The organism is Pantoea sp. RSPAM1 (assembly GCF_038816185.1).
GTDB lineage: Bacteria > Pseudomonadota > Gammaproteobacteria > Enterobacterales > Enterobacteriaceae > Pantoea > Pantoea ananatis.
Genome location: NZ_CP046137.1, coordinates 1069184 through 1082194, shown reverse-complemented (window position 1 = coordinate 1082194; position 13011 = coordinate 1069184). Strand labels below are relative to the sequence as shown.

Genomic DNA, 13011 nt, shown 5'->3' with positions numbered 1-13011 from the left:
AGCAACAGATATCCTGCATGCCAAATAATGCATGCCTGGTTTTCCGGTGATTACCGGTTTATTGAATCAGCCCGTCTCTTAGAAAAAGTTATTTTTCCCACTCTGCGGCCGTAATATCAGGCCGAAAGATGTCGGGCCTTGCGAAATAAACGCAAAGCAAAAGAAAGCTGAAAGTGAAAGGGTGCGCAGCCCGCAGCTACGCCTGTCGAGGCGGAGGAAAAAGTGCCAGAATATACATCAACATAGCGTGCTTTCGCGGTGACTACAGCGTTAATTTTAAGGAGAGCAATCGTGATCTAAAGAAGGGATTGCTGCCCGCCGTGTGGCAAGCAGCGAAATGCAGTTAGCTTGCCGGAGTGAAATCGCGTTTAGGGTGACTGTCCAATGTATGACTCCTGCAAATATTTTCACGTAGTATAAACACCAGGCCCTTCGGGTAAAGGAAAATAACCGCTCAATTGCCATCTCGTTTATTAACCGTTTCTGTTTCGCACAGCCGTTTTGTTTGCGTCTTATAACCGGCCTGCATTTGTTATAACTTTTTTGCATATCATTAGCCGATAATGGACTATTCTTTGCATGAGCCCTTTCGTACACTCGCGTTACTTTCTCAGGCAAGGATTTTCCATGAAAAAAATAATTCCATCACTGCTGGCTTTGTCACTGGCCACCGCCTTCAGCGTCAATGCTGCCACACCAAAAGATACGTTAGTCGTGGTGCAGTCGACCGATGATGCCGACAGCTTCGATCCGGCGAAGGGATTTGAACTCACCAGCGTACAGGCGTTTACCAATATTTATCAGCGGCTGGTCCAGTCTGACCCGCAGAACCCAATTGATTTAAAACCCACGCTGGCAACGTCCTGGCAGCCAGGCAGTGACAATCGCAGCCTGACATTTGCGTTGCGTAAAGACGCTAAGTTCTCCAGCGGCAATCCCCTGCGTCCGGAAGATGTGATCTTCTCGCTGGGTCGCGTCGTGAAACTGAATCTGGATCCCTCCTTTATTCTTACCCAGCTCGGCTGGAATAAAGATAATGTGGATAGCTTCCTGAAAAAGGTCGATGACGACCATGTGCAAATCAGCTGGACGGCCGACGTTAGCCCGGCCTATGTGCTGAGCCTGCTGTCAGCACCAGTGTCCTCCATAGTCGATGAAAAAACCGTGAGCGCGCACGCCGAAAAAGGCGATTTGGGCAACGGCTGGCTGGCCACGAACTCCGCCGGTAGCGGCCCGTATCAGATTCGCAAGGTCGTGATGCACCAGGCCGTGATCCTGACCGCCAATCCGACCTCTCCAGCCGGGGCGCCAAAGATCAAAAATATTCTGATCAAGAACGTGCCGGAACCCGCGGCCCGCCGTCTGCTGCTTGAGCAAGGTGATGCAGACATCGCGCGTAACCTGGGGGCCGATCAGATCGCCTCGCTACAGGGCAAAAGCGGTGTGAAAACCGAAGCCATTCCGATGGCCTCGCTGTATTACATTCAGTTCAACATCGGCAACAAAAATAACGCCGCCTTAAAAAATCCGGCCTTCTGGGAAGCCGCGCGCTACCTGTTTGACTACAAGGGCATTGCCGGACAGCTGCTGAAAGGCCAGTTCGATGTGCACCAGACGTTTCTGCCGAAAGGTTTTCTGGGTGCATTAAACGAAAACCCTTACAGTTACGATCCTGAAAAAGCCAAAACGATTCTGAAAAAGGCCGGCCTGACTAACGTCAGCTTCACCCTGTCTACCAGCAATCAGCCTCCCTACCTGGATATCGCTCAGGCCCTGCAGGGCAGCTTTGCCAAGGGCGGCGTGAAAGTGGAAGTGTTACCGGGACTGAGCTCTGAAGTCTCGACCCGCGTCAAAGCGCATAATTACGAAGGCACGATCAACGCCTGGGGCGCAGACTACTTTGATCCAAACACCAACGCCGCGTCATTTGCCTATAATCCGGAAGATGGCAGCAAGACGATTGCTTACCGTTCCGACTGGCACATTCCGGAGCTGAACAAACAGGTGCTGGCGGCAACGGCTGAAAGCGATCCGAAAAAACGCGTTGAGCTGTATCAGGCTATGCAGCGTGAAGTGCTGAAAAGCTCGCCTTATGTGATTGGCCTGCAGGCGAAAAACCTTATCGCCCTGCGCGACAACCTCAAGGGCTATGTTCAGGGCATCAACCCGGACATGGTTTACTACTCGCAGGTAACGAAGTAATGGCACAGTCTGCCTCTTCTGCCGGGCCCGCCCGGCATGTCTGGCGGCGCGTTGGCCGCCTTTCATCAGGCTTGCTGTCGCTGGCGATCACCCTGCTGGGTTTGCTGGCGTTCACCTTTATGCTGTCGCATCTGTCCCCGATCGATCCGGTACAGCAAATCGCTGGCGATCATGCCAGCGAAGCGACCTACGCGCAGGTGCGTCACGATCTGGGATTAGATCAGCCGGTACTGATGCAGTTCTGGCATTACATTGAACACCTGCTGCGCGGCGATCTCGGCGTATCCCGCCTGACCAACCAGCCGGTGAGCAGCGACCTGCTTCAGACGTTTCCGGCCACCATTGAGCTGGCGACCTGCGCGATGATTTTTGCCGTCATCTTTGGCGTTTCACTGGCACTGATTGCCGCGTGGAAGCCCGGCAGCTGGATTGATAATGTCGCCCGCTTTATCTCCCTGCTGGGCTACTCTGTGCCGGTTTTCTGGCTGGGCCTGCTGGGCCTGTTGCTGTTTTATGCGGTTCTGCACTGGTCTGCCGGACCGGGGCGGCTGGATGATATCTGGGCCTATACGCTGGAGCCGAAAACCGGCTTCGTACTGATTGACAGCTGGCTGTCGGGTGACCGGGAAATATTCTGGAATGCGGTGGCGCACTTATGGTTACCGGTGGTGATCCTGGGCCTGCTGGCGATGGCTGGCATCACCCGCCTGCTGCGTGCGGCGCTGCTGGAAGAGAGCAGCAAAGAGTATGTGGTGCTGGCACGCGCCAAAGGCGCGGGACGGGGGCGCATTCTGTTGCGCCATATTTTCCCTAACGTGCTCGGTACCCTGATTACCGTAATTGCGCTCTCTTACGCGACCTTGCTGGAAGGCTCGGTCCTGACGGAAACCGTATTTGCCTGGCCCGGCGTGGGGCGCTACATGACCAATGCGCTTTTCTCTGGCGATGTGCCGGCGATTTTAGGCGCCACCTTACTAATCGGCGGCTGCTTTATCCTGATTAACGCGCTGGCGGATGCCCTCACCTGGTTAACCGACCCGAGAACACGATGACGCAACAACTCACTGAACTTGAAACGGTGCGACCCCGTCGCCGCATCACCTCGTTAACCATTGGATTGACGCTGGTGACGATTGTGATTCTGATGGCAGTGCTGGCCCCGCTTATTGCCCCCTACGATCCGAATCTGCAAACCATCGCCAGCCGGTTGCTGCCGCCTTCGGCTGCACACTGGTTCGGCACCGATGGATTTGGTCGCGATTTACTCTCCCGGGTGATCTATGGCGCGCGCCCGACGCTGCTGCTGGTCTCGCTGATCCTGGTGCTGACCATTCCGGTTGGCCTGTTGGTGGGGATCACCGCGGGTTACGCGGGCGGCTGGACCGAGCGCGTATTAATGCGTATTACGGATATTTTTCTGTCGCTGCCCAACCTGGTGATTGCGCTGGCGCTGGTCGCAATGATGGGACCGGGACTGATGAACGGCGCGCTGGCTCTGGCGCTGACCAGTTGGCCGCCGTTTGCCCGCCAGGCACGAGCCGAAACCCTGGCGCTGCGCCGCAGCGACTATCTGGCGGCGGCCCGAATGCAGGGGATTACCGGTTTTCGCCTGATGTTCGGCCATATTCTGCCGCTGTGCCTGCCCACCGCGGTGGTGCGCGCCGCACTCAGCCTGGGTGGGATTATTCTGGCCGCCGCCGGACTGGGCTTCCTTGGCATGGGCGTGCAACCGCCGACCGCCGAGTGGGGTTCAATGGTAGCAGAAGGCAGTAAGGTCATATTTGACCAGTGGTGGGTCGCTGCTGCGCCCGGCGCGGCCATTCTGTTTGCCAGCCTGGCCTTTAACCTGACAGGCGATGGCCTGCGTGACCGACTGGATACCCGACATGCAAAATAACATTCTGGTAGAGTCGCTCAGCATCCGCAGCGACGACGCGACGCTGGTCGATAACATTAGCTTTTCAATCGGGCGTGAGCGCGTGGCGCTGGTCGGCGAATCCGGTTCCGGCAAATCCCTCACTGCACGGACCCTGATGGGACTGCTGTCTCCGTCACTGCATCTGCAGGCTACCCAGCTCCAGGTCGCCGGTGAAAATGCCCTGACCCTGAACGAACGCAGCTGGAGTAAGCTTCGTGGCGATCGGGTGGCCATGGTGATGCAGGATCCCAAGTATGCGCTGAATCCAGCGCGGACGATCGGCTGGCAGGTTGAAGAACCGCTGATTCTGCATCGCCGCCTGAGTCGGGCGGAACGTAAAGAAAAAGTCTGCGATATGCTGGACGCGGTGGGCTTGCCCGATCCGCGAGCCCTGATGCAGTTCTACCCGCATCAGCTTTCGGGCGGTATGGGCCAGCGCGTGATGCTGGCGATCGCCCTGATTACCGATCCGGCTTTTTTGATTGCGGATGAGCCGACCTCCGCGCTGGATCACGCCATGCGCGATCAGGTGCTGTCGCTGATCCGCCAACTGATTGAGTCACGCAACATGGGTCTGCTGCTGATTAGCCACGACCTGCAACAGGTCTCGGAACACTGCGAGCGGGTTATGGTGATGTACAAAGGCAGGGTGCTGGATACGCTGCCGGCCGCCGATCTGCCTCAGGCCACGCATCCCTATACCCGCACGCTGTGGTCATGCCGTCCCAGTAAAGCAACACATGGACAACCGCTGCCGGTTCTGGACCGCGCGGCGCTGGAGGCCAACCACCATGATTAATTTGCATAACCTCAGTGTGTCACACAAACAGGGCTACGATCTCCGCACGGTGGTGCACGACGTGAATCTACAGGTGAACGCCAGTGAGTGCTTTGGCCTGGTCGGCCCGTCCGGCTGTGGTAAGTCGTCGCTGCTGTGGGTTATGGCTGGACTGAATCCCCACTGGCAGGGCGAGATGCAGCTGGCCGGGCATCCGGTGCAGCCTGGCAAAACCTTTACCGGTGCGCTGCGCCAGGACGTGCAAATGGTGTTTCAAGACCCTTATGCTTCCCTGCATCCGCGCCACCGTTTGCGCCGCACGCTGGCTGAGCCGCTCAGGCTGCTTAAGCAGGATAACATTGACGATCGTATTGATGACAGATTTCGCCATGTCGGGCTGGACCCGTCGTTAGCCGATCGTTATCCTCATCAGCTGTCCGGCGGTCAGCGTCAGCGCGTGGCGATTGTTCGCGCGCTGTTGCTACAGCCCAAAATACTGCTGCTGGATGAGCCGACATCAGCACTGGATATGTCAATACAGGCTGAAATCCTCAATCTGCTTAACGATCTCAAGCGTCAGGATGGCCTGACCATGGTTCTGGTGAGTCACGATCCTGACGTGATTGACCATATGTGCGACCGTGCCGTACGCATGGCGCAAGGGCGGATCGTTGAGCACATTGCCGCCTCAGCCTAAGTAAGGAAAGATAATGACCATCAGACTCCGCCCGCTGGAAAGAGAAGATCTGCACTTTGTGCACCAGCTTGATAACAATGCCAGCGTCATGCGCTACTGGTTCGAAGAGCCGTATGAGGCTTTTGTTGAGCTGTCCGATCTCTATGACAAACACATTCACGATCAGACCGAGCGACGTTTCGTGGTAGAACATGAGGGGCAAAAAGCGGGACTGGTGGAACTGGTCGAGATTAACCATGTTCATCGCCGTGCTGAGTTTCAGATCATCATCGATCCGACCCATCAGGGCAGAGGCCTGGCAACCCAGGCCGCCCGCCTGGCGATGGATTACGGTTTCTCAGTCCTCAACCTGTACAAGCTCTACCTGATTGTCGATCAGGAAAATGAGAAAGCGATCCATATCTACAGCAAACTCGGTTTTGAGATCGAAGGCGTGCTAAAACACGAATTCTTTATCAATGGCGAGTACCGCAATACGATCCGTATGTGCATTTTCCAGCATCAGTATCTGGAACGGCATAAAACCCAGGGCAGCATGGTCAAACCCACTGCCCAGTAATCAGCCGCGCGCGCCGACCGGATTCATGTAAGGCCTTGGATGCTCAGGCTCCAGGTTGTACATGCCGCCATAGAACGGATCCACCAGTAACCAACCGGGTAAACCCAGCAGGGGAATATTTCCCAGCAGATACCAGAGGTTGGCGCGGGCCTCAATTGGCACCGTTACTGGCACATAGCCCGGACTTTCCAGCATCAGCAGATAGTGTTTTTTGCCAAAGTAGCGGTGGTTGGATTTTTCCAGGATAACGGTTTTCGGCGTGTATCCTTCCGCAACCGGGCGGCCGTTTTCATCCTGCACGGTAAAACGCGCGCCCGGCGGCTGTGAATCGATCAGAACCGATTGAGTTTCAGTGCCAACAATGGTGGCGCAGCCGCTCAGAAGCATCGCGGCGGCAAGCGCCAGAATGTGCTGTTTCATGGAAGGATCCGATAAAAGTCAGGAAGCACAGTGTAAACCGCCCTTCCCACCTTTTCATCTGTCTCAATCGGGCTATCATCGCCCGATTCTGCCGCTTTATTGCGGTTGACAATGCCGGGCAATAGCCGCGATGTCTTTGGGGGAGGTGCGGCAGCAGCCGCCAATCAACCGGGCACCGGCCTGCTGCCACTCGCTAAACTTGTCATGCAAGGTGCAGCCAGAGGGCGCAGAGTGCCAGGTTTTGCTGCTGGCGTCGTACTGCTCGCCCGAGTTGGGATAGACCACCAGCGGTTTGTCCGTCAGGCGCTGAAGCTGCTGCAGGGCCGGCGTAACGCTTTCCAGCGCAATACAGTTGATTCCTAATGCCACCACCTGCGATTGCGCATTGAGGTAAGCCGCCACCTCACGCAGCGGCGTGCCGTCGCTGATGTGTTCGGCATCACGCAGCGTGAACGAGAACCAGGCGCGACTGTCAGGGAATTCGCCTAACAGGGCAACCAGCGCCTGGGCTTCTGCAAAGGAGGGCAGCGTTTCGCAGGCCAGTACATCCACGCCCGCCGCCAGTAATGCGTTGATCCGTGGGCGATGGAACGCCATCATTTCAGCCTCTGGCAGCGCGTAATCCCCCCGGTATTCCGATCCATCGGCCAGAAACGCGCCGTAAGGTCCGACCGATCCCGCCACCAGCAGGATCTTTGCTTCGGCCTGCGTCGCCAGATAATCTGCGCGGGCACGTTTAGCCAGTTCGACGCTTTGGGCGATCAGCGCCAGAGACTGCGTTTCGTCGAGGCCCCGCGCCGCAAAGCCCTGTGGCGTGGCCTGATAGCTGGCAGTAATGGCGCAGCGCGCGCCGGCAGCAAAATAGTCGTAGTGCACCTGATAAATCAGCTCAGGGTTCTCCACCAGCACTTTAGCGGACCACAACGCATCCGCCAGATCGCAACCACGCGCCTCAAGCTCGGTCGCCAGCGCGCCGTCAAGAATCAGCGGTGCAGACTGTTGTAATGCGCGCGAAACAGGATTATGCGACATCCCTGGCCTCCTTAGCCTGTGTTTTTTTGTGCGTGACATGGTAAGCGCCATAGCAAAACAGCACAAACGGAATTCCGCACCACAGGGCAATACGCTGCGAGGGATCGAAAGCCAGCCCCACACAGGCCAGCAGGCAAAGCAGGAAGCCCAGGATGGGCGTGAGCGGATACAGCGGCGCGCGATAAGCCAGTTCCTGCAGCGATTTACCCTGTTGCACATGGCGACGACGAAAAACATAGTGCGACGCGCAGATGCTCAACCACACGGCCACCACTGCAAAGCCAGAGATAGCAGACAGCGCCACAAATACCGTATCCGGCGCGACCACGCTGGAGAACAGCGCCAGCAGGCCGCCGATCATACTGACCGTTATCGCCAGCAGCGGTACCCCGCGTTTGTTGACCCGGGCGAAGGCGCGCGGCAGCGTGTTCTCATTGGCCAGCGACCACAGCATGCGGCCTGAGGCATACAGACCCGAGTTCGCCGCAGACAGGATGGCCGTGAGTATCACAAAGTTAATGATATCTGCCGCCCAGGGAATGCCGATCTTCTCAAATACCAGCACAAAGGGACTTTTAACGATGCCAGCCTGGTCCATTGGAATTAAGGCGGCCAACACGAAAACGGTGCCGACAAAGAACAGGATCAGGCGCGCGACGGTAGTACGAATGGCCAGCGGCACGACTTTTTGCGGGTTTTCGGTTTCGCCTGCTGCAATGCCAATTAGCTCGGTGCCGGAAAAGGCAAAGTTCACCGCGACCATCGTCATCAGAATCGGTAATACGCCATTAGGCAACCAGCCGTGTGCAGTGATATTGCTCAAACCCGGCGCGGGCGTGCCGTCCTTCATCGGAATAAAGCCAAACATGGCCGCGCCGCCCAGGATAATAAAGGCGACAATCGTGATGACTTTGATGATGGAAAACCAGAACTCCCCTTCGGCAAAGAAACGGGTGGAAATCACATTGAGCAGATAGATGGCGATACAGAAGACCAGGCACCATAGCCAGACCGGCACGTGAGGAAACCAGTACTGCATACAGAACCCTGCCGCCGTCAGGCTGGAGCCCAACGCGACGGTCCAGGTCAGCCAGTACAGCCAGGCGACGGTATAGCCCGTGGCCGGGCTCAGATAGCGAGCGGCATAGACGTGAAATGCCCCCGTTTCAGGCATGGCGACCGACAGTTCACCCAGGCAGGCCATCACAAGCCATACCACCAGCGCACCAATCAGATAAGCCAGCAGCGTGCCTGCGGCCCCGGTGGTGGAAATAATGTAGCCGGTATTAAAAAACAGGCCGGTACCGATGACGCCGCCCAGCGATAGCATCACCAGGTGGCGAACTTTCATGGTTCGTTTAAATTGATCCTGCGAAGAAGTCGTCTGCTCGCTCATATACCCCATCCGTATGGACGTCTAAACATCTATATGCAGCAGATTTATACGCATTACGGCGCCGAAATGCAACGGGCGAAGCGGTCAGGCATCGACGGGAAGGGATCGTTGCCCCGCGTTTACGGGGCGGGGTGCGCTAGCCGAACACGCTCTGTATATAGCGTTCAAGCGCCATGCGGGAACTGAAGCCGTGTGGAATACCATAATGTTCCTGCGAATCACCCGCCAGGTAGAGAGGGAACCGCGTGTAGTGATCGCAGGTTTTTATTTCTGACGCCGGTTCGGCAAAGGGCTGACTTTTTTCTTTCAACGTTGGGTGAATAATTAGCGCCGTGCGCCCCATACGCGCTTCACGGTTAACATAAACATAGTTGTCGCCACGACGGTAGCCATAAGCGCGTGGTGTGATCTCATCGACTTCAAAGCCTACTTTTTCCAGTACGCGCGCTACCTCATCTGGTCGTAAATACATGCTTGATCCTCTCCTCTTCAAAAGCCACGCAACCTTACATCAGCGTGGCTGAACGGGCATTCGGAATTTTCCCTAAAGGGCCATCCCGCGCCTCGTTAAGTCAAACGTGGTCTACACTGAGTATTACGTGTTAATGACAAGGGAGCCAAAAATGTTTAATCGAACGCAAAAAAACGATGACATTGATATCAATCAGGATGTGAACGAGCTGGCTGATTCACTTGAAGCGCTGCTGAAATCTTACGGCAGCGAAGCGAAGGATGAGGTCAACTCTGCCCGCAGCCAGGCGGAAGCCCTGCTGAAGCAAACCCGTGCGAAATTGAACGGTGGTGGCAATCGTGTTTCGCAGGCCGCCCGCGACGCCGGTTATCAGGTTGATGCCTATGTGCATGATAAACCCTGGCACGGTGTCGGCATCGGCGCTGCGGTCGGGATTGTGCTGGGTGCGCTGTTAGTGTCCCGCCGCTAGTCCCTGCCCTGCCGTTATCATCAGCCTCGCTCAATGAGCGGGGCTTTTTTATGCCTGTTTTTTGCGCAACTGGCTTTACAAAATATTTTTTCGCGTGGAAGGGCGCGTCGCCACTGGCTTGCCGCATCCGAGGCCATTAACCCCATATATAGTACGCTTGACCGCAATTAACGCTACATCTAGTATTCATTTCATTGTCACACCACAAGATGTTAGCAAGGACGAAGCCTGATTCATGGAAAAAACTTCGTTATCCGCAGCAGCACCGCAATGAAAGAGGAATACGAATCATGCGCATTATTATTTACACTAAAAATAACTGTGTCCAGTGTAATGCCACGAAAAATGCACTGGATCGCCAGGGCATCGACTACCACCTCATCAACCTGGATACGCAACCGGAGGCCATCGATAACCTCAAGGCCTTGGGTTACCGCCAGGTACCAGTCGTCATGACGCATGACGATCACTGGAGTGGGTTCCGCCCTGACAAGATAGCTGGCCTGTCTCAGTCCGTGGCGATGGGCGGATAGCCGCATGTTTCCACTGGTCTATTTTTCCAGCCAGTCGGAAAACACCCATCGGTTTATTCTCCGTTTGGGCCTGCCCGCGTGCCGTATACCGATTGACGCAGAGCAACAGCTGCACATCGACCAGCCCTATATTCTGGTCGTGCCCAGCTATGGCGGCGGCGGCCACCGCGGTGCGGTGCCCAGACAGGTAATTCAGTTTCTCAATGATGACGCCAACCGCAACGGCTTACGCGGCGTTATCGCCGCCGGTAACCGTAATTTTGGCGAAGGTTACTGCCTGGCAGGCGACATCATTGCTAAGAAATGTCAGGTTCCCTATCTGTATCGGTTTGAACTGATGGGAACCCTCGACGATATCGCCAATGTGAAAGCGGGAGTAACCCAATTTTGGCAACGACAGATACCCTCAACGACGTAGCGCTGGATTACCATGCCCTGAACGCCATGCTGAACCTGTATGACGCTGACGGCCGCATCCAGTTTGACAAGGACCAGCAGGCCGCACGTCAGTTTGTTATTCAGCACGTGCAGCCCAACACCCAGCACTTTGCCAGCATCGCCGAGCGCCTGCGCTATCTGGTCGCTGAAGGCTACTACGAAGCTTCCATACTTAATCAGTATGATTTTAACTTTGTCTGCGGGCTGCACGACGAAGCCGATGCATGGGGCTTTGCGTTCAAGACCTTTTTGGGTGCGTGGAAGTACTACACCAGCTACACCCTGAAAAGTTTTGATGGCAAGCGTTACCTGGAAACCTTCGAGCAGCGTGCCTGTATGGTGGCGCTGACGCTGGCGCAGGGCGATGAAACCCTGGCGCGCTCGGTGCTGGAAGCTATCCTGAGTGGGCGTTTTCAGCCCGCCACGCCAACGTTTCTGAACAGCGGCAAGCAACAGCGCGGCGAACTGGTTTCCTGCTTCCTGCTGCGCATTGAAGACAATATGGAGTCGATTGGCCGGGCAGTAAACTCTGCGCTCCAGCTGTCAAAACGCGGCGGCGGCGTGGCGTTTCTGCTGTCGAACCTGCGTGAGTCCGGTGCGCCGATCAAGCGCATTGAAAACCAGTCTTCCGGCGTTATTCCGGTGATGAAAATGCTGGAGGATGCGTTTTCTTATGCCAACCAGCTCGGGGCACGTCAGGGAGCCGGCGCAGTCTGGCTGAATGCTCACCATCCGGATATTTTGCGCTTCCTGGATACCAAGCGTGAAAACGCAGATGAAAAAATCCGCATTAAAACGCTGTCGCTGGGCGTGGTCATTCCGGATATCACCTTCCAGCTTGCCAAAGAGAATCAGCCGATGGCGCTGTTCTCGCCCTACGATGTTGAAAGAATCTACGGTCAGGCATTTGGCGATATCAGCATCAGCGAGAAATACACGGAGATGCTGGCGGACGACAGAATCCGTAAAACCTATATTCAGCCGCGCGATTTCTTCCAGACGCTGGCGGAAATCCAGTTCGAATCAGGCTATCCCTACATCATGTATGAGGACAGCGTAAACCGGGATAACCCGATTGCCGGTCGCATCAATATGAGCAACCTCTGCTCAGAGATTTTGCAGGTGAACAGCGCCAGCGAATTCAACGAGGATCTCAGCTACCGCCGCATGGGCAAAGATATCTCCTGTAACCTTGGCTCGCTGAATATTGCCCATGCGATGGATTCTGGCGATCTGGCCCACACGGTGGAAACGGCGATTCGGGCGCTGACTGCGGTGTCAGATATGAGTGACATTGGCTCAGTTCCCTCCGTTGCGGAAGGCAATCGCCGCTCGCATGCTATCGGTCTGGGTCAGATGAACCTGCATGGTTATCTGGCGCGTGAAGGTATTGCTTACGGATCACCCGAGGCGCTGGACTTCACTAATCTCTATTTTTACTGCGTCACTTATTATGCTCTGCGCGCCTCGAATCAGCTGGCAAAAGAGCGCCAGCAGACTTTCGACGGTTTTAGCGCCTCAACCTATGCCACCGGCGCGTATTTTGACAAATATCTGCAAAGCGACTGGCAGCCGCGAACCGCCCGTATCGCCGCCCTGTTTGCCGATGCGGGCATCAGCTTGCCCTGTCACAACGACTGGCTGGCACTGCGTGAATCGGTGATGGCCTCGGGGCTGTATAATCAAAACCTGCAGGCGATACCGCCTACCGGATCGATCTCCTATATCAACCACGCCACCTCCAGTATTCACCCGATTGTGTCGCGAATAGAGATCCGCAAAGAGGGCAAAACCGGTCGCGTTTACTATCCGGCCCCCTTCATGACCAACGACAATCTGGAACTCTATCAGGACGCTTACCAGATTGGGCCGGAAGCCATTATTGATACCTACGCAGAGGCGACCCGACATGTGGATCAGGGCCTGTCATTAACCCTGTTTTTCCGGGATGACGCGACCACGCGCGACATTAATAAAGCGCAGATTTACGCCTGGAAGAAAGGGATTAAAACGCTTTACTACATTCGACTCCGTCAGATGGCCCTGCAAGGCACTGAAATTCAGGGCTGCGTCTCCTGCGCACTGTGAGAACCCATT

14 protein-coding genes are annotated in these 13011 nt (G+C 55.9%); 10 read left to right on the top strand and 4 right to left on the bottom strand.

All coding sequences use genetic code 11. The annotated features are described in order from the left end of the window. The first annotated feature begins 627 nt into the window (after positions 1–627). The 6 genes from GKC68_RS05745 to speG are packed head-to-tail and all read left to right on the top strand — an operon-like array spanning position 628 to position 6154. Complete coding sequence (locus tag GKC68_RS05745; protein WP_028725288.1) at positions 628–2202, top strand: ABC transporter substrate-binding protein; 1575 nt, start codon at positions 628–630, stop codon at positions 2200–2202. Next, positions 2202–3254, top strand: coding sequence for an ABC transporter permease (locus GKC68_RS05740; protein ID WP_013026851.1), 1053 nt, complete (start codon positions 2202–2204; stop codon positions 3252–3254). The genes GKC68_RS05745 and GKC68_RS05740 overlap by 1 nt, the downstream gene beginning before the upstream one ends. Next, the gene (locus GKC68_RS05735; protein WP_024471357.1) at positions 3251–4099 is read left to right on the top strand and encodes an ABC transporter permease; all 849 of its coding nucleotides are present in this window, start codon (positions 3251–3253) and stop codon (positions 4097–4099) included. Before GKC68_RS05740 ends, GKC68_RS05735 begins: the two co-directional genes overlap by 4 nt. After that, positions 4089–4919: an ABC transporter ATP-binding protein gene (locus GKC68_RS05730; protein WP_064366114.1), complete on the top strand. Its 831-nt coding sequence runs from the start codon at positions 4089–4091 to the stop codon at positions 4917–4919. The genes GKC68_RS05735 and GKC68_RS05730 overlap by 11 nt, the downstream gene beginning before the upstream one ends. Further along, on the top strand, positions 4912–5595 hold the full coding sequence (locus GKC68_RS05725) for an ABC transporter ATP-binding protein (RefSeq protein ID WP_028725290.1): 684 nt from the start codon (positions 4912–4914) through the stop codon (positions 5593–5595). Before GKC68_RS05730 ends, GKC68_RS05725 begins: the two co-directional genes overlap by 8 nt. 13 nt (positions 5596–5608) lie before the next feature. Continuing rightward, entirely contained in the window at positions 5609–6154 is a 546-nt protein-coding gene (speG, locus tag GKC68_RS05720) for a spermidine N1-acetyltransferase (RefSeq protein ID WP_058706862.1), read from the top strand. Here the strand turns inward: speG and GKC68_RS05715 are convergent, their stop codons facing one another. The 4 genes from GKC68_RS05715 to GKC68_RS05700 all read right to left on the bottom strand — a co-directional run bounded on the left by GKC68_RS05715 (position 6155) and on the right by GKC68_RS05700 (position 9474). Further along, positions 6155–6574 carry a hypothetical protein gene (locus tag GKC68_RS05715; RefSeq protein ID WP_028725292.1) on the bottom strand — a complete coding sequence of 140 codons (420 nt, stop codon included), beginning with the start codon at positions 6572–6574 and terminating at the stop codon, positions 6155–6157. It abuts the gene before it with no gap. Positions 6575–6670: 96 nt separating this feature from the next. Next, on the bottom strand, positions 6671–7606 hold the full coding sequence (gene mmuM, locus GKC68_RS05710) for a homocysteine S-methyltransferase (protein ID WP_047713966.1): 936 nt from the start codon (positions 7604–7606) through the stop codon (positions 6671–6673). After that, the gene (mmuP, locus tag GKC68_RS05705; RefSeq protein ID WP_028725294.1) at positions 7596–9002 is read right to left on the bottom strand and encodes an S-methylmethionine permease; all 1407 of its coding nucleotides are present in this window, start codon (positions 9000–9002) and stop codon (positions 7596–7598) included. Before mmuP ends, mmuM begins: the two co-directional genes overlap by 11 nt. A gap of 136 nt (positions 9003–9138) precedes the next feature. Beyond that, positions 9139–9474 carry a DUF2002 family protein gene (locus tag GKC68_RS05700; RefSeq protein ID WP_028725295.1) on the bottom strand — a complete coding sequence of 112 codons (336 nt, stop codon included), beginning with the start codon at positions 9472–9474 and terminating at the stop codon, positions 9139–9141. A 151-nt stretch (positions 9475–9625) separates the two neighbouring features. On the opposite strand from GKC68_RS05700, the gene GKC68_RS05695 reads away from it, so the two are divergent. The 4 genes from GKC68_RS05695 (at position 9626) to nrdE (ending at position 13002) form a co-directional block, all read left to right on the top strand. Next, entirely contained in the window at positions 9626–9943 is a 318-nt protein-coding gene (locus tag GKC68_RS05695) for a DUF883 family protein (protein ID WP_028725296.1), read from the top strand. A 290-nt stretch (positions 9944–10233) separates the two neighbouring features. Continuing rightward, positions 10234–10476, top strand: coding sequence for a redoxin NrdH (locus GKC68_RS05690; protein WP_028725297.1), 243 nt, complete (start codon positions 10234–10236; stop codon positions 10474–10476). A gap of 4 nt (positions 10477–10480) precedes the next feature. Continuing rightward, positions 10481–10894, top strand: a complete 414-nt coding sequence (nrdI, locus tag GKC68_RS05685) for a class Ib ribonucleoside-diphosphate reductase assembly flavoprotein NrdI (RefSeq protein ID WP_342656660.1) — start codon at positions 10481–10483, stop codon at positions 10892–10894. A gap of 26 nt (positions 10895–10920) precedes the next feature. Further along, complete coding sequence (gene nrdE / locus GKC68_RS05680; protein WP_252294971.1) at positions 10921–13002, top strand: class 1b ribonucleoside-diphosphate reductase subunit alpha; 2082 nt, start codon at positions 10921–10923, stop codon at positions 13000–13002. Positions 13003–13011 lie beyond the last annotated feature (9 nt).

Excerpts from the sequence above, each read along its gene's own strand:
- GKC68_RS05745 (WP_028725288.1), top strand. The coding sequence starts at position 628 with ATGAAAAAAATAATTCCATCACTGCTGGCTTTGTCACTGGCCACCGCC.
- GKC68_RS05740 (WP_013026851.1), top strand. The coding sequence starts at position 2,202 with ATGGCACAGTCTGCCTCTTCTGCCGGGCCCGCCCGGCATGTCTGGCGG.
- GKC68_RS05735 (WP_024471357.1), top strand. The coding sequence starts at position 3,251 with ATGACGCAACAACTCACTGAACTTGAAACGGTGCGACCCCGTCGCCGC.
- GKC68_RS05730 (WP_064366114.1), top strand. The coding sequence starts at position 4,089 with ATGCAAAATAACATTCTGGTAGAGTCGCTCAGCATCCGCAGCGACGAC.
- GKC68_RS05725 (WP_028725290.1), top strand. The coding sequence starts at position 4,912 with ATGATTAATTTGCATAACCTCAGTGTGTCACACAAACAGGGCTACGAT.
- speG (WP_058706862.1), top strand. The coding sequence starts at position 5,609 with ATGACCATCAGACTCCGCCCGCTGGAAAGAGAAGATCTGCACTTTGTG.
- GKC68_RS05715 (WP_028725292.1), bottom strand. The coding sequence starts at position 6,574 with ATGAAACAGCACATTCTGGCGCTTGCCGCCGCGATGCTTCTGAGCGGC.
- mmuM (WP_047713966.1), bottom strand. The coding sequence starts at position 7,606 with ATGTCGCATAATCCTGTTTCGCGCGCATTACAACAGTCTGCACCGCTG.
- mmuP (WP_028725294.1), bottom strand. The coding sequence starts at position 9,002 with ATGAGCGAGCAGACGACTTCTTCGCAGGATCAATTTAAACGAACCATG.
- GKC68_RS05700 (WP_028725295.1), bottom strand. The coding sequence starts at position 9,474 with ATGTATTTACGACCAGATGAGGTAGCGCGCGTACTGGAAAAAGTAGGC.
- GKC68_RS05695 (WP_028725296.1), top strand. The coding sequence starts at position 9,626 with ATGTTTAATCGAACGCAAAAAAACGATGACATTGATATCAATCAGGAT.
- GKC68_RS05690 (WP_028725297.1), top strand. The coding sequence starts at position 10,234 with ATGCGCATTATTATTTACACTAAAAATAACTGTGTCCAGTGTAATGCC.
- nrdI (WP_342656660.1), top strand. The coding sequence starts at position 10,481 with ATGTTTCCACTGGTCTATTTTTCCAGCCAGTCGGAAAACACCCATCGG.
- nrdE (WP_252294971.1), top strand. The coding sequence starts at position 10,921 with ATGCTGAACCTGTATGACGCTGACGGCCGCATCCAGTTTGACAAGGAC.